We start from the raw sequence: 22117 nt of genomic DNA, 5'->3' as shown, positions 1-22117 counted from the left end.
CATGAGCAGGGCTTCCACCTGCTCAGTCGAGCAGCAGCGCGGGCTCTTCCACGATGGTCGCCACGTCGGCGAGGAAGCGGCTCGCGACGTCGCCGTCGACCAGGCGGTGGTCGAACGAGGCGCTGAGGGTCGTCACCATGCGGGGGCGAACCTCGTCTTCGAACACCCACGGCTTGAGCTTGATGGTGCCGAGCGCGAGGATGCCGACCTCGCCAGGGTTGATGACGGGCGTGCCCGTGTCCATGCCGAAGACGCCGATGTTGGTGATCGTGAACGTGCCGTCGCGCATCTCGGTGGGCGGCGTCTTGCCGTCGCGGGCGCGGTAGGTGAGCTGCTCGATGGCCTGCGCCAGCTGGTGCAGGGTCATGGCGTGCGCGTCCTTGATATTCGGCACGATGAGCCCACGCGGTGTCGCGGCGGCGAGGCCGAGGTTCACGTAGTGCTTGATGGTGTACTCCTCGTCGGTCCACGCCGCGTTGACGGTCGGGTTGCGACGGATCGCCCACATCACGGCGCGCGCCACGATCAGGAGCGGCGAGACCTTCACGCCCGCGAAGTCGGGCGACGCCTTGAGGCGCTTCACGAACTCCATCGTGCGGGTCGCATCCACGTCGGTGAAGAGCGTGACATGCGGGGCCGTGAACATCGACGACACCATGGCGTTCGCCGTCGCCTTGCGCACGCCCTTGACGGGGTGCTTCTCCTCGCGCACCTCGCCCCAGATGGGAGTCTCGAGGTTCTTGAAGACGCTCGCCTGCTGCGCGTGGCGGATGACGTCGTCGCGCGTGGTCTCACCGGCGAGGCCGGTCGGCTCGACCTGCGACAGGTCGACGCCGAGGTCCTTCGCGAGCTTGCGGATGGGAGGCTTCGCGATGATCGGCGATGCGGATGCGGCGGGCACCGACCCGGGCCGGGCCTGCGGCTGCGCTCCCCCGGCGACCGGTGCGGGAGCCTGCGCGGGCGGGCGGTGCGACGGCTGGGCAGGAGCCGGGATCTGCGCGGGTCGCGTCGGCTGGGCGGGCGCCGCCGACTTCTTGCGGCGGCGGGTGGTCGGCGCGTCACCGAGGCCGTAGCCGACGAGCACCGAGTTGGCGCCGGACTCGGCACCCTCAGTGGAGACGGTCGAAGCCGCATCCGCCTGAGCCGCGTCGAACTCCTGGTCGGCCACCGGAGCCTCAGGTGCCGCGGCGGGCTCCTCGGCGCCGCTGCCGGCACCTGCAGTCTCGATGGAGAGGATGTGCTTGCCCACGTCGACCGTCTGGCCTTCGCTCGCGAAGAGCTCGACGACGCGACCCTCGAAGGGGCTGGGCAGCTCGACGATCGACTTGGCGGTCTCGATCTCGCACAGCGTCTGGTTCAGTTCGACGGTGTCGCCGGCCTTGACGTGCCAGGAGACGATCTCGGCCTCGGTGAGTCCCTCGCCGACGTCGGGGAGTTCGAAGTTCTCGGTGCTCATATGCGTGCTGTCTCTATCTGTGCGTGAGGGTGCGTGCGGGCGTCGGGTGCCGAGGTCAGTACTCGAGCGAGCGGTCGACGGCCTCGAGGATGCGGTCCGCGTCAGGCAGGTAGCTCGCCTCGAGCTTGGCTGGCGGGAAGGGCACGTTGAAGCCCGACACGCGAAGCACCGGGGCTTCGAGCGAGAAGAACACCCGCTCCTGCACGGTCGCGGCGATCTCGGAGCCGATGCTCGCGTTCGACGGCGCCTCCTGCGCGACGACGAGGTGACCCGTCTTGCGAACGGATTCGACGATGGGCGCGTAGTCGATGGGGCTCAGCGAGCGCAGGTCGATGACCTCGATGCTGATGCCCTCGTTCTCGGCCACGGCGGCGGCCTGCAGAGCGACTGCGGTCATGGCGCCGTGCGCGACGACCGTCGCGTCGGTGCCGGTGCGGGCCACGCGGCTCGCGTGCATCCCCGCGGCAGGAGCGCCGAGGCTGACCTCGCCCTTCTGCCAGTACTTGCTCTTCGGTTCGAAGAACATGACGGGGTCGTTGCTCTTGATCGCCTGCTGGATCATCCAGTACGCGTCGTTGGGCGTCGACGGGGAGATGAGGCGCAGGCCGGCGGTGTGCGCGAAGTACGCCTCAGGGCTCTCCTGGTGGTGCTCGACGGCGCCGATGTGTCCGCCGTACGGCACGCGGATGACAACCGGCATCTGCAGGCGGCCCTCGTTGCGATTCGTGAGCTTCGCGAGCTGCGTCGTGATCTGGTCGAAGCCGGGGAAGATGAACCCGTCGAACTGGATCTCGCACACGGGCCGGTAGCCGCGCATGGCGAGGCCGATGGCCGTGCCGATGATGCCGGACTCCGCGAGCGGGGTGTCGAGCACGCGGTTCGCCCCGAAGTCGCGCTTCAGGTGCTCGGTGACGCGGAAGACGCCGCCGAGCGTGCCGATGTCCTCGCCCAGCTGGACGACCTTGTCGTCGTCCTCCATGGCGCGGCGCAGGCCGGCGTTGATGGCCTTCGCGAGGGGCATGGTGACCGTCTCCGGCGCATCCGCCTCAGGCCCGCTCTGCGTGGTGCTCGTGGCGACGTCGGTCATCGGCTTGCCTCCTGGTTCGCGGCCTCGTCGAAGGACGCCTCGTATCGGCGCAGCCACTGCTTCTCTTCCTCGAGCTGCGGGTGCGCGTCGCTGTACACGTTGTCGAACATCGAGTCGTTGTCTGGCTCTTCGATCTCGAAGACGCCGCGGCGCACGTCGGCCGCGTAGTCCTTCGCGGCCTCGTCGACACCGGCGAAGAAGTCCTCGCCGACGCCCTGGCCGCGCAGGTAGGCGGCGAGGCGGGCGATGGGGTCGCGGCGGCGCCACGACTCCTCCTCGTCCTTCGTGCGGTACTTCGTGGGGTCGTCGGTGGTCGTGTGGGCGCCCATCCGGTACGTCTCGGCCTCGATGAAGCCGGGGCCGCCACCCGCGCGGGCCCGCTCGAGGTGCGAGCGTGTCACGGCGAAGCTCGCCATGACGTCGTTGCCGTCGATGTGCGTCGAGGGCATGCCGAAGCCGCCCGCGCGCTTGTAGAGCGGGTTGTTCGCCTGCACGGAGACCGGCACGGAGATGGCCCACTGGTTGTTCTGCAGGAAGAAGACGAGCGGCACCTGGTAGCTCGTCGCGAAGACGTAGGCCTCGTTGGTGTCGCCCTGGCTGGTCGCGCCGTCACCGAAGTAGACGACGGTCGCCTCGTCCTTGTCGAGGTCGCCGGTGCCTGTGGCACCGTCGAACTTCTGGCCGAGCGCGTAGCCGGTGGCGTGCAGGGTCTGCGAACCGATAACGAGCGTGTACGGACGCACGCCGTGACCTTCCGGCGACCATCCGCTGTGCGTCACGCCGCGCAGCAGGCGGAGCACGTCAACGAGGTCGACGCCGCGCACGAACGCGACGCCGTGCTCGCGGTAGGAGGGGAACACCGCGTCCTGCGGGCGCATGGCGTAGGCGGAGCCGATCTGCGCGGCCTCCTGACCTTCCGCCGGGACGTAGAGCGACAGCTGGCCCTGGCGCTGCAGCATGGTCGACTCGCGGTCGAATGCTCGCACGTAGCTCATGTCGCGGTACGCGCGCAGGTAGTCCTCGGTGCCGAGCAGCTCAAGCTGCTCCAGGAAGGGCTCGGCGGCCTTCGTCGGCTTCACCTCTCCCTCTGGAGTGAGGATCTGCACGGTCTCGTCGCCTGGAGTCACGTCGTGTGGCGCCTTCCTGCTGTTCCGATCCCGAATGCGGTTGCCCGAGATTTCGCCAGTCTAGTTCTCCGCCCCACCGCGATTCAGGAGAAATCCTCCAACAGTTCGGGCGGACCCTGCACGAGATGGACGAGGGCATACCGTCAGCCGACCCAGGCCGTTCTCTCCGGCATCAGGGAGAATACGGGTATGCGAGCCCTCCTGAGCATCATCATCAACGCCGTCGCCCTCTGGGTCGTGACCCTCATCCTGCAGTCGCACGTGCAGGTGATCCCGTTCGAGGACTCGACGTGGGGCGTCATCGGAACGCTCGCGCTCTTCGGCCTCATCTGGGGTGTCGTGAATGCCGTGGTCGGCGGTTTCGTGCGCGTCGTGGCGTTCCCCCTGTACATCCTCACGCTCGGCCTCATCTCCTTCATCGTGAACGGCTTCCTCTTCTGGCTGGTCGGTGTCATCAGCGAGAGCATCGGCTTCGGCATCGAGGTCTCCGGCTTCTGGTGGGCGGTGCTCGCGGCGCTCATCATGTCGGTCATCACGTCGATCCTCGGCGCCTGGGTGCGGGGTGCCGACTCGAAGTTGAAGAGCGACAAGCGCCGCCGCGAAGACTGACCCCGTCGCTCAGAGCTTGATGTCGTCGGGTTCGAGGTTGCTGGTGATCGGCGCGAACTTCTCCTCCAGGAAGCGGTTCGCCTCGTCGAGCGCGGCGTCCCGGTCTGGGAGCGGGTCGAGCCTGCTCACTGTCGAGAGCGTCGTCTCTTCGAGTTCGAACCCCTCGTAGGCGTCGAGAAGTTCGGCCCGCGCCCTCTCGAGGGCCTGGTCGCCGCTGGCGTCTGCCAACCCGGCGGTGTCGAGGTACCTCGTCTGCGAGTGCGCCGCCAGCGGGTCGTCGCCCATCGGCGCCAGGGCGTCGGCGTCCGCGACCACCACCGTCGAATCCGAGCCGTCCGGCGCGAGTCCCTGCAGGCCGACGATCGGGTCCTCCCGGTGCTGGATCTCGATGATCGGAGCTTCCCGCCCGCTTCTCCCCTCCTGCTTCTGCAGCTCTGCTCGGAGTCTTTCCGCGTCGATAGGGCCTCCGATGGAGACGAGGCCCTTCGTGTCGAACTTGCCGGTGCCGGCGATGGCCGCCGCGACGAGCGCGCCCTGCGAGTAGCCGGCGAACACGACCGCGTCACCCGGGTCGATGCCAGCGACGTCCATGGCGGCGAGCACGGCTGAGACCGACTGCGCGTCGATACCCGCATAGGCGGCGAGGTTGCCGGCGAGGTCGAACGGGTTCTCCGTCGTCCCGTAGGCCTGGTTCGAGGTCCCCGTGATCGCAACCTCGTAGAGCTGCGCGCCGTCCGCGTCCACGTAGCTTGTGATGCGCACCTGGGGCCCGCCGTCGACGGATGGCGGGATGGCGGCGACGAGCTCGTGAAGGCCGGCGGGCGGTGAGGTCCGCCCGTCAAGCGGGACGGCGGTGCTCGTCACACGGAAACGATCGCTCGGGACGAGACCGACGGCACCCGCACCCGCGAGCGCCCACGACACGAGAGTGCTGCCGTCAGCTCCGTGCACGGGCGGAAGACCGAGAAGGCCAAGGGCGAAGTCGTCGGCGTTCTCGACGGTCACGCGAATGAGGTCCTGGATGCGCGGGTCGCTCAACGTGGGCGCGTCGCCGGACAGGGCTACGACCGCAGCGATGCCGGCCGCTGGCCCGAGGAGCGCGACCGTGAGCGGCACCGAGCGGCCGAGCGCGTTGGCGATGCTGGCACCGGCCGCATCGATCACGGCGCGAGAGAGCACCTCGGCACGTTCGTAGAGCTCAGCCGCGAGGAGGATGCGGTCGCCCAGCGAGGAGAGCTGCAGCTCGAGCGGCGCTCCTCCATAGAACGCCACCTCGGCCTGTGCGGACGAGGCCGCGAACGACAAGCCGGATGAGCTCAACCAGGCGTTCGGGGGCATCCACTCCTGCGCGGCGAGGATGGAGCGCAGCGCCGTGAAGTCCACCGCGAAGAGACCGGCGCGCGCGGCGACGGCTCGGACATCGCTCGCACCGATGACAACAAGCTCGCCACTCACCGTGCGCTCAGCCCCGCGGATTCGAGGACGAGGGCGTCGTGCACCGATCGGTAGTCCTCCTCCGCGAGCGCGGCCGCGGTGGCGACGAGCGAGATCGCGTCGGCGAGCAGTTCCGCCTCGAGCGCGAGGCACCGCTGCGCAGGCGAGCTCCACGTGTCCGAGTTGGCGAGCAGTCTGAGCCCAGCACAGATGTCGCGGGTCCCGGAGTCGAACGCCTGCAGTGCTCGAGCATTGTCGAGAGCCACGAACTGCAGTTCTCGGAGGATCTGCTCTCGGACGGCGTCGACGGCCGGCAGGGTGGGGCCGATCACCGGCACCGCAATGGGAACGCTTGGCATGGTCTCTGGCATCGGCTGCCGTCCTCTCGTTCTTCGAAGGCTTCGATCCTCGAACGCGAACGCGCACCAGAACGGCTGCACCGGCTGCGGTGTGCACAGCGTCGCGTCCACAGGCGAAGGGTCTGCAGAGTGGGGGCGTGTTCAGGGTCGTGGAAGAAGAGCGGATGAACGGGCACGCGGATGTGCGCGGAATGCGTGACAATGGGCGTCATGGCGAAAAACAGCAGGGACGCGGTCTTTCGCATCATCTTCGTCTGCACGGGCAACATCTGCCGCTCCCCGATGGCCGAGGTCATCTTCCGCGACATGGTCGAGAAGCTCGGGCTGGGCAGCGCCGTCAGCATCGCATCCGCCGGCACCGGGGAGTGGCACGTCGGAGAGAAGGCGGACCCCCGCACGCAGTCGGCGCTCGAGCGGGCCGGATTCACGGCCGAGAACCACCGCGCGAAGCAGTTCGAGGTCGACTGGTTCGACACGTTCGACCTCATCGTCACCTTCGACCGCGGCCAGCGGCGCATCCTGAAGGCGTGGGCCTCCGACGACGAGCAGCGCTCGCTCGTGCAGCCGCTGCTCACGTTCCACCCGGCGCCTCCCGGCGGGATCACGGAAGTCCCGGACCCGTACTATGGCAACGACCAGCTCTTCGACCACGTGCGCGACATGATCACGAGCGCATGCGAGGAGCTTCTTCGCCAGATCGAGCCCGTCGTCCGGTCGGCCCTCACGTCGCGCGCCGGATCGTCCTCATCCCAAGGAGCACAATGAGCCCCCTCCCTCCCCAGATGCTGAGTCCCCTCGACTCGCGGTACCGCAAGAGCGTCGAAGGTCTCGGCGAGCACCTCTCCGAGGCCGCCCTCAACCGGGCCCGTGTGCACGTCGAAGTCGAGTGGCTGCTGTTCCTCACCGACCGCGAGATGTTCGGTTCGCACAAGATCGATGAGGACAAGGCCGCCGCACTGCGCGCCGTCGTCACCGACTTCGGCCAGAAGGACATCGACGAGCTCGCCGAGGTCGAGGCTCGCACGCGCCACGACGTGAAGGCCGTCGAGTACTACGTGCGCGCCCGCCTCGAGGAGCTCGGGCTGAGCGAGCTCGCCGAGCTCACCCACTTTGCCTGCACAAGCGAGGACATCAACAACCTCTCGTACGCGGTCACGATCCGCGACGCCGTGAACGACGTCTGGCTGCCTTCCGCGTCCGGGCTCGCCGACCGCATCGCCGAGCTCGCCGTCGAGCTTCGGGATGTGCCCCTGCTGTCGCTCACGCACGGCCAGCCCGCGACGCCGACCACGCTGGGCAAGGAGCTCGCAGTGTTCGCGCACCGCCTGCGCCGCCAGCTGAAGCGCGTCGAGGCAACCGAGTACCTCGGCAAGTTCGCCGGCGCGACCGGCAACTTCGCGGCGCACCAGGCGGCGAGCGCCGACGCGAACTGGGAGCAGCTCGCCGACGAGTTCGTCACGGGCCTCGGCCTCAGCTGGAACCCGCTGACGACGCAGATCGAGTCGCACGACTGGCAGGCCGAGCTGTACGCCGACGTGTCGCGGTTCAACCGCATCCTGCACAACTTCTGCACCGACGTGTGGACCTACATCTCGCGTGGCGTCTTCCGCCAGATCCCGCAGGCGGGGGCGACGGGTTCGTCGACGATGCCGCACAAGATCAACCCGATCCGCTTCGAGAACGCGGAGGCGAACCTCGAGATCTCGAGCGCCCTCCTCGACTCGCTCGGCTCGACCCTCGTCACGTCTCGCCTGCAGCGCGACCTCACCGACTCGAGCGCGCAGCGCAACATCGGTGTCGCGTTCGGCCACTCGCTGCTCGCCCTCGACAACGTGACGCGCGGCCTGCGCGAGATCGCCGTCGACGAGGAGCTGCTCGCGAACGAGCTCGACAGCAACTGGGAGGTGCTCGGCGAGGCGATCCAGACCGTCATCCGCGCAGAGATCGTCGCGGGCCGTTCATCCATCGCCGACCCCTACGCCGTGCTGAAGGACCTCACTCGTGGCCGCCGCATCGGCAAGGCCGAGCTCGTCGAGTTCGTGACGGGCCTCGACATCGGGCAGGACGCGAAGGACTCGCTTCTCGCGCTCACGCCCGGCAGCTACACGGGCGCCTCGTCGCGCCTCGTCGACCACCTGAGCTAGATCGGGCCTGAGCTAGACGCTCAGCCCGGTCCGGCAACTACTTGCTGGAGGGGGCCTCGCCCGACGTCGTCTCGTCGAGCGGGGCCTCTTCTGCGTCTGCAGTCGGGGCGGATGCGGGGGCGTCCGTTGTCGGCGTCGGCTTCTGTTCAGCGACAGGCTCGGCTGGTACTGCGGTCTCGGGAGCCTCGGAGTCTGCGACGACCGGCTCGCTGCGCGCGGCTTCGTCGGCCGCCCGCTTCGCCGCACGGCTCTCCTCGCCTTCGTCGCTGCGCGAGACACCCTGCTCGGCGTTCTCGAAGCGGTCGAGGTAGCGCTCGGCGTCGGGGTTCGGCGAGTAGGAGAGCACGAGCATCGCGATCACGAGGATCGCGGCGATGAAGGCGACCCCGGCGAAGACGAGGGCGAGCACGAAGTCCTGCGTGGTGAGCAGCAGGATGAGGAGCACGAATCCGGCCATGACGGCGGAGATGCCGAGCAGTTCGAATGGCTTCAAGACCGCGCGGCGCTTGGGTTGTGTCACTGGGGAATCAGGCTTTCTTGGTGAGTTCTGGCTTGGCGGCCGGCGCATCCGCGAGGATGCCGCGAAGGGTGATGCCTTCGATGACCAGCAGCACGCCGAGCACGGCGAGGTACGCGCCGACGTAGCCGACGGTCTGCACGGATGCGGTGAGGCTGCCCTCGACCTGCTCGAGTCCGCCGTAGTCGACGCGCAGGTCTGGTGGGATGATCGCGACGAGGAGTCCGAGCAGCACCGTGATGGCGCCGGTGATGAGGACCTCTCGGGAGAAGAACTTGGTGGCGCGGCCGACTCGGGCGCTGATGAGCTCGAGCGCGCCCGTGACGAGGGCCCAGGTCGCGACGGTCGCGATGAACGCGGCCGGGGTTGCGTGCTCGATCTCGGCCGTGCCCATGAAGAGGGCGAAGCCACCGGCGAGGGCTGAGACGACGGCGCGCACGAAGGTGAGGGCGCGGGCCGGGTGGTCCTTGAAGCCGACGGCCTCGAAGCCGATGAGCACGCCGGATGCGAGCGCGAACGCCCCGAAGGTGATGAACCCGAACGAGGCCGAGTGGTCCTGCGAGAAGGTGATGACGGCGGCGATGATCAGCGCGGGCACGGCGCGGGCGATCATCGACATCCACAGGCGTTCCGGTACCGCGGTGGGCCCCACTTGCATCGTCATCGTTCGCTCCTCACGATCTGCGGCCAGTCTACCCAGTGGGTCGTGTGTGGCTCCCCGGCGGGTCAGGCCGTCACCGTGTTGCAACCTGGGCGCCGCCATCCCGGGCCGAACGCGCCTGCTGCGGTCTCGCTCAGCGGACGTCGACGAGTCCGGCGCGGATGCCCCAGAGCACGACCTGCAGGCGGTCCCTCGACGCGGTCTTCTGGAGCAGCCCCGCGAGGTGGTACTTCACCGTGGTGGGTTCGACATACAGCTCGCCGGCGATCTCCGCGTTGGACAGGCCGCGCGCGAGCAGCCCGAGCACGTCGAGCTCCCGTTCGGTCAGCACGATCCCCGTGGGCGGGGCGGGGTCGGAGACGGGTCGCCGCCGGTCAGCGAATTCATGGAGGATGCGGCGCGTGAGCCGCTGGTCGAGCGTCCCGTACCCGGCGGCCACCGAACGGACAGCAGCGAGCAGCGTCGCCTCATCCGCCCCCTTGAGCAGGAACCCGGCAGCCCCGGCCTCGAGCGCCGCGAACACGTCGGCGTCGACGTCGAAGGTCGTGAGGATGAGCACCGCGGCGCCGAGCGATGGGTCTGCAGCGATCATCCGCGTCGCTTCGATGCCGTCGGTGCCCGGCATGCGGATGTCCATGCAGACCACATCGGGGTTCAGCTCACGAGCAAGCCGGGCCGCTTCTGCACCGTCGGCGGCTTCGGCGACGACCTCGAAGTCGGCCTCCGCACCGAGGATGACGGACAGCCCGGCGCGCACGACCGCCTGGTCGTCGGCGATGAGGATCCGGATCATGATGCCTCCCCGTCTCGGTCCACGCCTCGGCCTGCGCCGCCGATCGTGAGCTCGTTGCGCCAGCCGCCGCCGCTCGTTTGTCCAGTCTTCAGAGTCGCCCCCACGAGCTCGGCCCGTTCGGCCATGCCGGAGAGCCCGTACCCCGGCTGCGCGGGCGCGCGCGGCGCGACCGCATCCGGTGCGGGCCCCGTCGGCGTGTTCACGACGACGATCGCCACCTCGCCCTCATCGAAGCGGACGCTGACGTCGCTGCGCGCACCCCGAGCATGCCGAGCCGCGTTCGCCAGGGACTCCTGCACCATGCGGTACGCGGCGGCCTCCGTCAGCGGGCCGAGCGACCGAGGCGCACCGATGACGCGGAATCCGACGACCTGGCCCCGCTCCCGTGCGGCATCGACGAGCGTCGCGATACCAGCAAGATCCGGGGTGGGGCTCGGGCGATCTGGCCCACCGTTCGACACGTCGTCGTCGCTTCGCAGCAACCCGACGGTGCGCCGGAGGTCGACGAGCGTCGCGCGTGCGTCATTTTGGATGCCCTGCATCATGGCCCGCGCACGCTCGGGATCGGAGCGCGTCAGGGTCGTCGCCGCCTGCGCACTCACGATGATGCCCGACAGGTGGTGGCCGGCGATATCGTGCAGCTCACGTGCGAGCGCGGTGCGCTCCGCCCGGAGCTCGCCGCGCGCCCGCTCCACCTGCCGCTGCTCGGCCATGCGCGCCTGCTCGCGGAGCGCATCCGTCAGCCGCTCCCGCCCGAGCACGTAGTCGGCGACGCCCGCGGGAAGGACGTAGAGGAGCAGGATGCGCAGGAGGAGCGTTGCAGTGAGGACGAGCGGCGCCTCGCGCGACCCGAGGAGCATCGCGACGCCACCGACGGTGGTCGTCGCCGCGGCCCCCACGACGAGCGCGGTGAGCGCGGATCGCCGGGGCAGGTGTCGCACGACACGGTACGAGGCGATGCCCACGGCGAGCGCGCCGATGCCGAGCTCCCCGGCCGTCGTGCCGAGGATGGCGAAGTCGATGCCGACGACCGCCCCGAACACAGGCAGCGGTCGGAGGCGGCGCGGCCAGAGCAGCAGCGCCTGCACGGCGATGAGACCCGCCAGCAGCAGCGGTGACCCGGTTCCGGGAACCGACGCGAAGAGTGCGCGATCCCAGGTGCCGATCGCGAGGAATCCGACGGCTCCCGCCAGCACGAGGAGACTGGGCGTCGCTGACCAGAGGGCGCCGATCACGGCCGAGTTCCGCGGCGATGAGCGCATGACCCGATTCAACCACGTCGGGTGGTGGCCGCTGATGAGGCCACCACTCGACGCGAACGCGTCGTCTGCTACTGCCCGCACAGCGTCTCGTCGAGGGCATCGATGACCATGCGGTAGTGCGCGAGGAGCTGCTCGTTGTCGTCGGCCGACACGACTGCCCAGGGCAGCGCGGTGACGGCGATCGTCACGGCGGTGCCGTCCGGGCCGATGGCGTTGCGAGTCTGCGTTCCGGGGATGTCTCCCCCGTGTCCCCACGCGACTCCGCCGCAGGACAGCGGGTAGCTCTGCACGCCGAGGCCGTACGCGGCCCCGGGGGTCAGCTCGTCTCCCGCGGGTACGGTGGTCTGCATCTCGGCGATCGACTCCGCGCTCAGGAGACTGCCGTCGAGAAGTGCCCGCATGAAGGTGTTGAGCTCGGACGGCGTCGACACGAGAGCTCCGGCGGCCCAGCCGAACGCTGGGTCGAGGTCGGTGATGTCCCGGAAGTCGCCAGGCGTCTCCGCGTGGTAGCCGCGGGGATGCTCGCCGCGCAGCTGCCGCTCGCCGGGTGCGGGCAGGTAGGTGTGCTCGAGACCGAGTGGTGAGGTGATGCGCTCCTCGATCTGGGTGGCGAGGGCCCGGTCGGTGACGGCCTCGATCATGAGCCCGAGAACGAGGTAGTTGGTGTTGCTGTACCCCCACTTCTCGCCGGGGGCGAAGGCCGCGGGGCGCTCGAACGCGACGTCGAGCATGTCCCTTGGCGAGATATAGGTGTGCTGCGCGCCGAACGCGTCCGCGGCGACCTTGTCCGCGTACTCGGGCAGGCCGGCGGTGTGCTGGAGCAGCTGGCGCACGGAGATCTTCGTGCCGTCGACCCCGTCCCCGGTGATGAGGCCGGGCAGGTACGTGTCGATCGGCGCATCGAGGGCGAGCTGTCCCTCATCGACGAGCTGGAGGACGATCGTCGAGACGAACATCTTCGTATTGCTGCCGATGCGCACCTCCCCGTCAACGGGCGGCGCCTCCCCCGTGGCGAGGTCTCCCTGTCCGAGCGCGAGGTTCGCGCTTCTGCCCTCGGCGTCGGTGACGGATGCGAGCAGGCCGGGGTAACCCGCGTCGACGAGCGCCTGCATGGCCGCCTCGTGCGGGTCCGGGCTGGCGTCAGGGTCGGCGTCTGCGGTTCGTTGCGTTTCCATGCATCCAGCGTGGCGAAACGCGGCGCTCAGCACCCCATCCCTGCGAACAGTCGCGCCTGCCTGCGTGGCCAGTCCGCTCGCGGCTTTCGGCGCGAACGTCAGCCGTGCAGGCCCGGGCCGCCGTCGACGTCGTGACCGCAGAAGTACTTGACTCCGGCCCGCCAGGGAAGGGCGAGGAGCCGCTCGGCGTACTCGGCGAACGCGGCGACGTCATCTGGCCCGACCGTGCTGCCGATGGTGGGATGCGCGAGACCCGACCAGGTCGCCAAAAGTTCCGCGTTCGGGCGGATGAGCACCGGGCCCCCGGCCGCGGCTCGGTCGACACCTCCTAGGAGCTCGTCGATGACGATCCGCGGGGTGAACGCGGCCCCGCGGAAGACGTAGGTTGCGGAGACGTCGGCCAACGCTCTTGTCATTTCACCCGCCCACGCGTCGACGGTCGAGTCTTCGTCATAGAGATCGAACTCGACGCCGGACAGGTCGAACCCACTGTCCGTGGCGAGCTCGAAAGTGATGTCGTGGATCTCGTCGAAGACGTGCGCAAGCTCGACGTACCGGACTGTGGCTGCGCGGGCCAGGAGCATCCGGCCAGAACCGGCGAGTCTGAGGTACACGGATCCGTCGTCGTTGTCGGGCAAGACGAACAGGCGAGCGTCCATTGCTTCGCGTTCGGTGGCGGTGGCCAGGAGCAGATCGAGGAGCCGGAGCCGGTGCTCACGGTCAAGCGAAGAGACGTCTCCGCTGTAGGTGTCGAGCAGTTCAGCGCGGCCCGTGAAATCGCCGAGTTGCGCGAGGCCGAGACCTGCTGCCAGCTTGGCCGCTGGTGACGTCGCCGCCGCCCAGGCATGATGCAACGCTTTGAGCTGAGTGGCGTCTGGAGCGGGTCCGAACATGCGAACAGGCTAGTGGGCAGGCTTCTGAGCGCTGCGATGAGCGCACCACTCTGACGACGGGTTCAGTTTCACCCGGTATCCGCTAGCTTCGAGGCCGACCGAACCGCCGCGGCCAGGATCGTCCGCCGCGCGCTTCCCTGCGGGAGACGCGGCGCGCACTGCCAGATTGTCAACCAGGCATCGGTCGTGGCCTCCTGCGCTCGATCCTCTCGATTCAGGAGTCTCAGGGCGAGCGCGAACATCATCGGGCTCAGGGCATCGTAGAGACGAGACAGCGCTGCACGGTCTCCGCAGCCCACGAGCGCGAGGTCGGCGTTCAACGCCTCATCGCCTGAGTCGGATCCTCCATCGGCACGTGGCCGATCTGCCATGACAGTGCTCATCGTGCGCCACCTCGCGTAGGCCCGCAGCTCGATGTGGACCGATCTGAGATCGACATGGTGACTCTCTCCCCGCGAACGCTCCGAAGCCGGCGGCTCATCCTCGAGCACGACAACTATTTAGTTAGGTAACCTACCTAAGCCGAGAGGGTGATGGCCCTGAGTTTCCTGAGACCACATTGCCCTGCGCATCCTCAACCGCCTGAGACTCGCGGCGAGTGCGTGACCTACGTAGCCGGAACCCCGCCACGGGCGACGGCAGCGACGAAGGATTCCTCGTCCGTTGCGCCGCCATGGTCGAGGCCGTGGACGCGGCGCAAGCGCGCGCGAACGCGATGCCCGGGCTCTGGGGCGGCGACCGCGCCTCGTCCTCGCAGCGGTCCCGCACGGGCTCGCACAGCACGCGAGCTGTCCTCGATGCCCTCTGCCTTTACATGGCTCAGGCCGCGCAGTGCACGGTCGAGGCCGACGTGCGCCGCATCTCCGCCGACACCGGCTACGGGCGCACCACCGTGCACGAGGCGCTGCGTCGCCTCGCGACCCCCACCGACGGGGCTTCGCTCGAGTCGGCATGGATCGTCCGCGAGGGAACCCCGGAGGGCGCCCACGCGCAGCGCTACCGCCTCTCTCAGAAGTTCTCCACAGGGGCAGGAGCGGGTAACCGGACACAAGTGCTTGCACGCCCCGTCGCAGCCTCCCCCCTGCAAGCTCGAACCCAGCACATCGCCCGGCTTGCGAAGAATCTCCAGACGCTCGCGCACGACACCTTCGCTGCCCCACGCAGCCTGGGCCGCACCGCCGGCCTCGTCTACAAACACATTGACGAAGGGTCCGTGCTTACCGTCGACGAGCTCACCCGCAGCACTGGTCTCGACGCCCTCCGCACCCGGCAAGCCCTCCGCACTCTCCATCTGCACGGCCTCGTCTCCCGGTCTGACCACGGCTGGACCCGGGAAGAAGGCAGCTCCGTTGACGCCGTGGCGCACGCGCTCAACGTCGCAGGGCACCTCGAAGCTCGTCGAGCGCGATACGCCGACGAACGTCACTGCTGGGCTTGGTGGCAGGCGGAGGTGCAATGGATGTCGAGGCGAGGGAAGCGTCGTCGACGTCCCTCCCCCACCGCGATACCGTTGTTGAGTGTGAGCGATCGGCCGGATTACCCGAGGTACCCCCGTAGAGCAGGGCGTGGTGATCATCGGGCTGCGCTTGCGCTGGTCCGTGCCGGATCTGGTGGGGCTCCTGTCCTGCGAGCGGCATGAGTTGCTCTACAGGCGTGAGTTGCGGAATGGTTCACATACCGGTGAGTCACGAAATATGCCACAGTTCGCGCAACGAGCTGTTGCGCGAACTGTGGCGGTGGAATTTCGCGGGGAAGCAGATATCGCCGGTTTCGTGGGGCGTGACCGTGACCTTTCGTAAGCTGCTTGCTCTTGGCTGGCTTGTTCGGAGGGATAGCCTGGCGCGTGGAAGCGGTTGATCTGGCTGCCGGAGGGGGCGAGATGCAATTTTGGTGGGCGAGCCAAGGCAAGAACTACGCGATCGCCATCGGGCAGGGAAGTCTGTGGACGACGCCGTGGCACGACGGTACGTTGCGGAAAGATCGTGCTCTCATCAAGGACATGCGCGTGGGTGAGGTCGTGTTCCATTACGCGAACGGGAACGTTCGTGCAGTGAGCCGCGTGGTGGCCGACTGGGTGCCGGGGATTCGGCCAGACGGGTACCCGAAAGTCAGCGATCGCGACTTGGATGCCGGTTGGCTGGTGCGCGTTGAGCCGATCGCGACAGGGCTCAAGCTTGATTTTCACGAACTGTCGTCGTTGATCACGGTTGGTGCGCCTGGGCCGCTGGACAAGGACGGATCTCCGCAGCAGAAGTATCTCAGCGCGATCAACGAGGTTGACGGCCGTAACCTCCTGCAACAGCTCGGCATCAACATCGAAGCCGGCACAATTGCAGTTGACGAGGAAAAGCATCGTGAGGAGATCTGGGACCTGGGGGCGACCGATGCAGTCTCCATCGGTCGCCGGCGCCGCGAACAGGGCCGGTTGCGTGCGTACCTGCTGAACGGAAGCACCACAAACGAGTGCGCCCTCTGTGGGCGCGTTCTGCCTGCGTCCATGCTGGTGGCCGCCCACATCGCGCCGCGAGCGAAGTCCGTTGAGGAACAACGCAAAAACTTCGCGTCGATCGCGATGTTGGCCTGCAGTCTTGGCTGCGACGATCTCTTCGAGCTGGGCTACATCGTGGTCGATGAGGTAGGAATCATCCGTTCAGGTCGACCCGCGGAAACTGTTGCGCTCAAAGAGACCATCGCCGGGCTAGTAGGCCGCCGGTGCACCGCGTACTCCAAGAAGACCGCGCAGCAGTTCTCGGACCGCGCGCGACTTGTCTTGGCATGACGATGACGCAGAAGGTGGGCGTCACCTTGACGGATCGTTCGCCGAGGGCAACGGACTAGAACACGCGGATCCGGAAGCGGTCCGCGACTGTCTTGGGCGCTTCGTCGGTGACGAAGACAGGCTCCGAGGAGAGCGGCACCAAGTCTCCCGGAGTGAGAGTGTCGATTCGGTATGCATTGCACCAGTCGGCCCCGTGCTTACTCCCAAAATGTACGCCGCGCGGCAGCTCACCGCTGTCAATCAGCTGTGCTCGCAAGGCGGTCGCCTGGGGGAAGGTCAGTGCCTGATGAGTGCAGTTGCGAACCTGCAGGTCCAGGTGCGTCGCCAGCCTGTGAATTCACCTCATCAACACATGAGCGAGTGCATCCGGTCCGCTGTTTTGGCGCCAGGATTCTCGCAGCGCACTGCAGAACGTGATTGCCGCGCTTCGAGCCGCGTCGTGAACTTTGGGGTCGTCGACGACAGCTCGAACGGCTGAACGGATACGTGGGTCGCCCATGAGGATCCCGCCTGTGGCCAAGAGAGTGAATCCGGCGGCAACTGGCAGGAGTCGCCCGTGTGGGGGCGACAATCTGGGGGTGGGGGCCTCTGCAGGCGAGTGAGTCGGATCGCTATTTGGCAATCTCTTCGCGCGGGAGACGCTTGGCGTGTTGGGTGCATCACTCACGAGCTGCTCCTTAGGGGTAATCTGGGCTAATTGGGTAGTCTTGATCGATTGATTAGCCTTAAATTAGCCCCGAAATAGATTGGTGTCAACTGTGTCCACCGAGCGTCTCTCGCAGGATGTGCATCTCTCGGCGCAAGCTGAGGTGCTGAAGGCCTGGGGTCGGGAGTGGCGGGCCGCTCGCGGCCTGGGGCAGCAGGATTTGGGGCGTGCTGCGGGATATGGCAGTGAACAGAGTCCGAAGAGTGCAGCGGTGGCCATCTCGCGTATCGAATCCGGCAAGACTGACCCCGCAGGTTCACATCGGAGACGTCTCCTCGAGACGCTCGGGCACACTGAAAAGGAACTCACTGAGGCCGTCAGTCGCGTGCTGGAAGCACAGTCGAACCGTGGCGGAGTTTTTCGCGTTCTCGCGGGACCTCTGTATGCGGCAAACGAAGTCAGGCAAAGCCATATCGTTGCCGACTCCAATCGGCTCACGAGGGAAGTCGCGTTCGAGCTCGAACGTTTTCGTGAGGCATCATCAGATGCTCAGGAGAGGTTCATTGAGCCGTTTCTGGAGTCCGTCGCTCAGGTAGATGTCTCGCAACTTCTTGAGGGGCGTCTGGACCATCCACCTAGCGTGGCGGTGGAGTCGGTCGAGGTCCAGGTGAAGCAACTCCGGAGGCAGACACAGTTCTCCCTGCTGCGAGCAGTCGCGGAAAGCGCGGGGGGAGCGCTTGCCGGATTCGGCGTAGGAATGGGGACTGCGGCGGGGACACTTGCGACGGTATCCGCGACGGCATCCGCTTCCACAGGAACGGCGATCGCGTCTCTCTCTGGAGCTGCTGCGTCCAGGGCAACTCTCGCCTGGCTTGGTGGCGGATCGCTCGCCGCAGGCGGTATGGGGATCTCCGGGGGGACGGCGGTAGTGAGCGGGATTGTCGCCCTGCCCGTTCTCCTGGCAGCCGGCACCACGCTTGTCTGGAGAGGGCGAGAGCTTCGGAGGGAATCGGAAGCCGAGGCTGTGAGGCTAGACGCGGCCAAACAGGCCCTGGACGCTATGCGCGAGCTGCTACCTCGATCGATATCTTGGAACCAGGCGCAGCAAGAGACCATCCGCCGAGCAGAACGCGTCGGACATGCCATCCAGCTCCAAAAGACAGCACCGTTCATGCAGCGGAATGCACTGAACGGTTCTAACGAGACTCAGGCCGACTGGAAGGACCTTCCACTTGGGATGCGTCAGGCGGTGTCAGTCCAGTTCGACCTCGTCGACATCATTCTCCAGGCTCAAGCGCTGCCCGTGTGGCTGGAGGTCATGGCGATCAATCAGCCGGACCGAAACGCCGAACAGGACCGCACCGCGGCGAAATCCGAGGAGTGGATCAACACGAGTCTTAAAGTCTTCGCCGCCGAGCTGGATGAGCACGAGGCTTGGGCAGAAGCGAATATGAACTGAATCCGGGACGTCGGGGCAGTACCAGAGGGTTTTTGACGGGGTGGAAGGCGCGGGCGTACAAACTTCGCGGAGAATCGGTGCTGTCGGGGCCGATCGCCTGGACGATTGACGCAGAGTGGCCGCCCACTCGACACGCGAACCGTTGCGTCAATCAGCCGGCCGCGGTTTTGTTCGTCGGTGCCAAGCGGGCGGGCTCGCGCGACCCGCTATTGGTGCGTTCAAGAATGCGCTCAGCTCGGGTGCTCTCAGGCTTTCGACGGGCGGCCGAGGAATTCAGCCAGGGTCGACATATGCGCGATGGCTACGTCGGCGTTCTCGAAGGGTCCTGGCATGCGGAAGAGATGACCTCCCCATGGTGTTGATCGTTTTTGGAAGCCGACGTCGCTGGTGCCGCCCATGATTGCGTTGGCAGGATGTCGAAACACGCAGACAACCAACGGTACGGATCTCGCTGCGAGGTGCGCGATGAGCTCGCTCCGCCCGTGTGCCTGCTCCGCGCGAGAAATATCGCTTTCTCCCGTGGAGGGGCGTTTCACGAGATCCGTGAAACCAACATCAGCGCGTTGGGCTTCTTCTTCCAGAGAGGTGCCGGTGGGCGGAGCTTGGAAGAGCCCAGCCTCCTGCAGGCGCGTCATTTGACGCTGCCCCACGCGGCCTTGGTAGTAGTGGCCGGCCGAGACGCTCGGTGGAGCAGGGTTGAGGCCCACAATCATGGCTTTTGGCTGCTTGGGCCAGATGTCAGCCAACGTGAGGACTTTGATGCCTCGCCACGTCATCCGCTGTTGGAAACCTACGAGGCCTGTGCTGTCACTCACGCGGCTCGTCATTCCTCGCCGGCAGTTTGCCCTTGAACCGCGGGCGGAACGTGGGCCCGAACATCATTGGCATGTGCTTCATCGAGCACCCATGGCTGGTACTTGGGATGGTGGGGGTACTTAGTGCGGAGGTAGTTCCGTACGACCAAGCCAGGACGCTGTTCGTCGAGGTACCCAAGCTCTCGGGCCAGCTCCGCGGGGGTATAGGTAGTCATACCTAGACCATAGGACGAGGGTCCTTCGCCGTCCTAGCGGTGTGGGCTCGGGACAACCTGCGTAGCTAGTCAGCCGATGGTCTGCGCAGTTCTACAGGTGTAAGAACTCTGCGTTTCCCGCAGCGGCAGACGAGCTTCGTTGCGCGTGCGGTGACCGGGCGGCACCGCAACGCTTTATGGGAAGAGGCGTCGTCGTGGTCGCGATGACAGGGGCCGTCATCGGCACGGTGGAGGGCGCTCGCACTAGCACCGGGTGTACGAGACTGGGAATCATGCCTTCCCACCTGCTTGCGATCCTCCATAGCCTTCCTCCCGGAACTGGCGTGAGAACTCTCCAAAGAGTTGATATCGCGCAACAGGTTCTGGGGTGCGCGACATCTGCCATCGTCAACGTGTATCCAGCAGTGTTGCCGAATACGAAGGCGCTCAGCGTCGAGCTGTCGACGGAGGTCTTCGATCAGGGACGTGAGCTCATCCGGCGTGAACTGGATCGAGAAGAGACCTCAGATGTGTTGCTCGCGTACGGCGTGCAACTCCCCACTGGGGCTAATCGCCTCGTCTTTCGGGCGCAGCTCGACTGGATCGCCGCCGAACTCGAGAAAAGCAATCTTCGGGTGTGGCTGTTTGGGGGCCGGCCGTCGCATCCGTCGCGATGGCACCGTCAGGTGAGCCGAGAGCGGCCTGGCTCTACCGTAGAGGCAACCGCGGCGGAGTTTCTTGTTCGGCACGACCCCGAGCGAGCCGTTGGGGCGGCGTCGCACTTGGCAGTCCGATCATGATCAGCACCGGAAGAAACTGGTGCTGGAGAGTTTCGGTTTTTGCGCTGTTGGATACAGAGCGAGCTCGGCTGATGGGTGTTGGTCGTGAGGAACACTCCGCTTGGCGGGGTGCTCCTATGAAGAGCTGACACGCTGCTCTGTCGTCAATTGGTGAGGGTGTTGTCGAGATGGGCGCCGATGTAGCCGACGGTGACGAAGCCGGCAGCTTCCACGGTGTCTTCAAAATAGAGGCGCGGTGAGCCGGCACGACCGGTCGCGAGGGCAATGTGCGCGACGAGCATCCTGGAGCCGCTTGGATCGATGGCATCCGGGAGACCGGAGACGGTCCGCTGCGCCATCATCTTCGCGTTGGACCGCACAGTCTCGCCCTCGCTCCATTTAACCTTCGTGATGCGCATGGGCAACCCGTGCTGCGTGTGCTGGATGTAGTGGCTTAGCGAGTGGTCGAACGTTCCGTTGGTGCGCGCACTCCCGTACGCGCCGAAGGTGACGAGGGCGTCCCACGCTTTCATCACCGCCGCTATGCCGAGATCGGAGTACTCGTCGAGCTCCTCGGCATCGGCGCGGTCGCCGAAGTACTTCACGTTGGGGACCGATGCCACGCGATCAATCAGCTCGCGGAAAGTCGATGGAGCTTCTTGAACGGCAGCTTGGTCCACGAAACCGAAGGCCGCCGCCGCCCCGTCGCTACTGAGCTGCGAGAGTTCGCGGCGCAAATACTCGATTTCTCGACCGTCCTTTTCGCGATCCTCCCGCATCACTGCAAGGTCAAGATACGTCTCCTCATTTTCGAGGCGCAGGTGGTCGGCCATGAGACGTGCTGCGGTTGTCGTGCGGCGCAGCGCATCGTTCTCGTCGAGCGCCATCGTGAGCAGCTCCTCGGCCTCCTCCAGTCGCTTGAGGAGGTCCTCAACACGGTCGGGCCCTGCAGTCGGTGTCGTCGCGACGGCCCCGGAGTGGAGCACCTCGAAAGTGTGCCGGCCTCGCTCGCGCAAGAATGCGTAGTCCGCGTCACGGAGCGCCTGGGGCAGGGGCACGTCACGGAGTCGTTCGACCTGCGCGTTCCGCATGATGCGTTGGAGACGTCGGTCTGGGCTGTCCTGGATGGTGGAGGCGTGCAACAACCGGTGTCGAAGCGCGTCTTTGGGATCGCGGAGCTCGGCACCGGGCAGGAACGTGCGGATGGCACCGGCCGGGATCGTGTGGCCTGACGCGACCGCGTGGTTGAAGGCCGCGCGTGCTGGAGCGCTGAGCATGTAACTGAAGCCCATACCTTCGATGCGCCCCAGAATGTTCCGCGTACGCGTGAGCCAAGCTTCGTCGGTGACGCCATTCGGGGGGCTGGTCACGTAGACCGCACCGCGTCGGGTGCTGTCCTGCAACACCCTGGCAAGGTGTCCGAGGTGCGACGACGTCGCAATCTGCTGGATGTCGGAGACAGGAGTTTCGAGCCCGTCGTGCATCTCGACTTCGGCCAGGATGTCGGAGACGAAGGCCGGCGTGCCACTCGGCTGCGTCTCGGTTCGTGCACGGCCAGCGTGGTCGACGTACTCCAACACGGGAGGTTCGACGTCGACCCACAGCCATAGCTGTTGCGCGGAGAACACCACGCTGATGTGCGTCACCCCGACGCGGGAGGACGCCTCGTTCTTGTACCAGCGGGGTGGCGCCCACTCTTCCGTGAGCGTCCACCGGTATCCGCTGACATCACGGTCACTATCGAGGATCTCGTGGGCGGCGAGCGTGCTGCCGTTCGCGTGCGCGACCGTTTCACCCTTGCGTGGGAGAGAGGCGAACCCCTTCTTGCGCGTCACCCATTTTCGGAGCACGTCGACGGTCGCCGCTAGGTTCCCGTCGTGGTGTCCTGCGGACAGTATCGCCCGGTAGCCGATGGCCATCAGATGCCT

20 protein-coding genes are annotated in these 22117 nt (G+C 66.8%); 7 read left to right on the top strand and 13 right to left on the bottom strand.

What is annotated here, in order from left to right; all coding sequences use genetic code 11:
* Positions 1–22: 22 nt before the first annotated feature.
* The 3 genes from ACQFZP_RS10895 to ACQFZP_RS10885 all read right to left on the bottom strand — a co-directional run bounded on the left by ACQFZP_RS10895 (position 23) and on the right by ACQFZP_RS10885 (position 3670).
* Complete coding sequence (locus ACQFZP_RS10895) at positions 23–1456, bottom strand: dihydrolipoamide acetyltransferase family protein (RefSeq protein WP_211891308.1); 1434 nt, start codon at positions 1454–1456, stop codon at positions 23–25.
* Between the two features lie 55 nt (positions 1457–1511).
* Positions 1512–2477 (bottom strand): alpha-ketoacid dehydrogenase subunit beta, encoded by a 966-nt coding sequence (locus ACQFZP_RS10890; protein WP_104254611.1) that lies wholly within the window; start codon positions 2475–2477, stop codon positions 1512–1514.
* Positions 2478–2539: 62 nt separating this feature from the next.
* On the bottom strand, positions 2540–3670 hold the full coding sequence (locus ACQFZP_RS10885) for a thiamine pyrophosphate-dependent dehydrogenase E1 component subunit alpha (protein WP_104313376.1): 1131 nt from the start codon (positions 3668–3670) through the stop codon (positions 2540–2542).
* Between the two features lie 189 nt (positions 3671–3859).
* Here ACQFZP_RS10885 and ACQFZP_RS10880 point away from each other — a divergent pair, with 189 nt between their 5' ends.
* Positions 3860–4279, top strand: coding sequence for a phage holin family protein (locus ACQFZP_RS10880; protein ID WP_179555535.1), 420 nt, complete (start codon positions 3860–3862; stop codon positions 4277–4279).
* Positions 4280–4288: 9 nt separating this feature from the next.
* On the opposite strand, the gene ACQFZP_RS10875 is transcribed toward ACQFZP_RS10880, so the two are convergent.
* Positions 4289–5734 (bottom strand): hypothetical protein, encoded by a 1446-nt coding sequence (locus ACQFZP_RS10875; RefSeq protein WP_211891307.1) that lies wholly within the window; start codon positions 5732–5734, stop codon positions 4289–4291.
* Complete coding sequence (locus ACQFZP_RS10870) at positions 5731–6084, bottom strand: hypothetical protein (RefSeq protein WP_211891306.1); 354 nt, start codon at positions 6082–6084, stop codon at positions 5731–5733. The genes ACQFZP_RS10875 and ACQFZP_RS10870 overlap by 4 nt, the downstream gene beginning before the upstream one ends.
* A 198-nt stretch (positions 6085–6282) precedes the next feature.
* On the opposite strand from ACQFZP_RS10870, the gene ACQFZP_RS10865 reads away from it, so the two are divergent.
* Together ACQFZP_RS10865 and purB are read left to right on the top strand one after the other, a co-directional pair.
* Positions 6283–6837 (top strand): low molecular weight protein-tyrosine-phosphatase, encoded by a 555-nt coding sequence (locus ACQFZP_RS10865; RefSeq protein WP_306455441.1) that lies wholly within the window; start codon positions 6283–6285, stop codon positions 6835–6837.
* Entirely contained in the window at positions 6834–8216 is a 1383-nt protein-coding gene (gene purB / locus ACQFZP_RS10860; RefSeq protein ID WP_104313386.1) for an adenylosuccinate lyase, read from the top strand. Before ACQFZP_RS10865 ends, purB begins: the two co-directional genes overlap by 4 nt.
* Before the next feature lie 37 nt (positions 8217–8253).
* On the opposite strand, the gene ACQFZP_RS10855 is transcribed toward purB, so the two are convergent.
* From ACQFZP_RS10855 to ACQFZP_RS10830, 6 genes are all read right to left on the bottom strand, one after another.
* The gene (locus ACQFZP_RS10855; protein ID WP_211891305.1) at positions 8254–8736 is read right to left on the bottom strand and encodes a hypothetical protein; all 483 of its coding nucleotides are present in this window, start codon (positions 8734–8736) and stop codon (positions 8254–8256) included.
* 7 nt (positions 8737–8743) lie between these two features.
* A complete protein-coding gene (locus ACQFZP_RS10850; protein ID WP_146080858.1) occupies positions 8744–9397 on the bottom strand; it encodes a hypothetical protein in 654 nt (217 codons plus the stop codon).
* A gap of 130 nt (positions 9398–9527) precedes the next feature.
* On the bottom strand, positions 9528–10187 hold the full coding sequence (locus tag ACQFZP_RS10845) for a response regulator transcription factor (protein ID WP_104313392.1): 660 nt from the start codon (positions 10185–10187) through the stop codon (positions 9528–9530).
* Positions 10184–11449 (bottom strand): histidine kinase, encoded by a 1266-nt coding sequence (locus tag ACQFZP_RS10840; RefSeq protein WP_211891304.1) that lies wholly within the window; start codon positions 11447–11449, stop codon positions 10184–10186. Before ACQFZP_RS10840 ends, ACQFZP_RS10845 begins: the two co-directional genes overlap by 4 nt.
* Positions 11450–11517: 68 nt before the next feature.
* Entirely contained in the window at positions 11518–12624 is a 1107-nt protein-coding gene (locus ACQFZP_RS10835) for a serine hydrolase domain-containing protein (protein ID WP_211891303.1), read from the bottom strand.
* Between the two features lie 98 nt (positions 12625–12722).
* On the bottom strand, positions 12723–13517 hold the full coding sequence (locus ACQFZP_RS10830) for a hypothetical protein (protein ID WP_211891302.1): 795 nt from the start codon (positions 13515–13517) through the stop codon (positions 12723–12725).
* 598 nt (positions 13518–14115) lie between these two features.
* Here ACQFZP_RS10830 and ACQFZP_RS10825 point away from each other — a divergent pair.
* The 3 genes from ACQFZP_RS10825 to ACQFZP_RS10815 all read left to right on the top strand — a co-directional run bounded on the left by ACQFZP_RS10825 (position 14116) and on the right by ACQFZP_RS10815 (position 18401).
* Positions 14116–15156 (top strand): hypothetical protein, encoded by a 1041-nt coding sequence (locus ACQFZP_RS10825; protein WP_211891300.1) that lies wholly within the window; start codon positions 14116–14118, stop codon positions 15154–15156.
* A 204-nt stretch (positions 15157–15360) separates the two neighbouring features.
* Positions 15361–16296 carry a hypothetical protein gene (locus ACQFZP_RS10820; protein WP_211891299.1) on the top strand — a complete coding sequence of 312 codons (936 nt, stop codon included), beginning with the start codon at positions 15361–15363 and terminating at the stop codon, positions 16294–16296.
* Positions 16297–17213: 917 nt separating this feature from the next.
* Positions 17214–18401 (top strand): hypothetical protein, encoded by a 1188-nt coding sequence (locus ACQFZP_RS10815; RefSeq protein WP_211891298.1) that lies wholly within the window; start codon positions 17214–17216, stop codon positions 18399–18401.
* Between the two features lie 245 nt (positions 18402–18646).
* On the opposite strand, the gene ACQFZP_RS10810 is transcribed toward ACQFZP_RS10815, so the two are convergent.
* A complete protein-coding gene (locus tag ACQFZP_RS10810) occupies positions 18647–19216 on the bottom strand; it encodes a uracil-DNA glycosylase family protein (protein WP_307852817.1) in 570 nt (189 codons plus the stop codon).
* Between the two features lie 487 nt (positions 19217–19703).
* On the opposite strand from ACQFZP_RS10810, the gene ACQFZP_RS10805 reads away from it, so the two are divergent.
* On the top strand, positions 19704–20210 hold the full coding sequence (locus tag ACQFZP_RS10805; protein ID WP_211891297.1) for a hypothetical protein: 507 nt from the start codon (positions 19704–19706) through the stop codon (positions 20208–20210).
* A 143-nt stretch (positions 20211–20353) separates the two neighbouring features.
* Here the strand turns inward: ACQFZP_RS10805 and ACQFZP_RS10800 are convergent, their stop codons facing one another.
* Positions 20354–22108, bottom strand: a complete 1755-nt coding sequence (locus ACQFZP_RS10800; protein ID WP_211891296.1) for a hypothetical protein — start codon at positions 22106–22108, stop codon at positions 20354–20356.
* Between the last annotated feature and the right edge of the window lie 9 nt (positions 22109–22117).

This window comes from Pseudoclavibacter sp. Marseille-Q434 (assembly GCF_050315415.1).
Taxonomy (GTDB): Bacteria; Actinomycetota; Actinomycetes; order Actinomycetales; family Microbacteriaceae; genus Pseudoclavibacter.
The sequence above is the reverse complement of the archived record's forward strand: the minus strand, read 5'-3'. Positions and strand labels throughout refer to the sequence as shown.

Bases quoted from the DNA above. Each gene is read 5' to 3' on its own strand.
- ACQFZP_RS10895 (WP_211891308.1), bottom strand. From the start codon at position 1,456: ATGAGCACCGAGAACTTCGAACTCCCCGACGTCGGCGAGGGACTCACC.
- ACQFZP_RS10890 (WP_104254611.1), bottom strand. From the start codon at position 2,477: ATGCCCCTCGCGAAGGCCATCAACGCCGGCCTGCGCCGCGCCATGGAG.
- ACQFZP_RS10880 (WP_179555535.1), top strand. From the start codon at position 3,860: ATGCGAGCCCTCCTGAGCATCATCATCAACGCCGTCGCCCTCTGGGTC.
- ACQFZP_RS10870 (WP_211891306.1), bottom strand. From the start codon at position 6,084: ATGCCAGAGACCATGCCAAGCGTTCCCATTGCGGTGCCGGTGATCGGC.
- ACQFZP_RS10865 (WP_306455441.1), top strand. From the start codon at position 6,283: ATGGCGAAAAACAGCAGGGACGCGGTCTTTCGCATCATCTTCGTCTGC.
- purB (WP_104313386.1), top strand. From the start codon at position 6,834: ATGAGCCCCCTCCCTCCCCAGATGCTGAGTCCCCTCGACTCGCGGTAC.
- ACQFZP_RS10850 (WP_146080858.1), bottom strand. From the start codon at position 9,397: ATGACGATGCAAGTGGGGCCCACCGCGGTACCGGAACGCCTGTGGATG.
- ACQFZP_RS10845 (WP_104313392.1), bottom strand. From the start codon at position 10,187: ATGATCCGGATCCTCATCGCCGACGACCAGGCGGTCGTGCGCGCCGGG.
- ACQFZP_RS10840 (WP_211891304.1), bottom strand. From the start codon at position 11,449: ATGCGCTCATCGCCGCGGAACTCGGCCGTGATCGGCGCCCTCTGGTCA.
- ACQFZP_RS10835 (WP_211891303.1), bottom strand. From the start codon at position 12,624: ATGGAAACGCAACGAACCGCAGACGCCGACCCTGACGCCAGCCCGGAC.
- ACQFZP_RS10830 (WP_211891302.1), bottom strand. From the start codon at position 13,517: ATGTTCGGACCCGCTCCAGACGCCACTCAGCTCAAAGCGTTGCATCAT.
- ACQFZP_RS10805 (WP_211891297.1), top strand. From the start codon at position 19,704: ATGCCTTCCCACCTGCTTGCGATCCTCCATAGCCTTCCTCCCGGAACT.
- ACQFZP_RS10800 (WP_211891296.1), bottom strand. From the start codon at position 22,108: ATGGCCATCGGCTACCGGGCGATACTGTCCGCAGGACACCACGACGGG.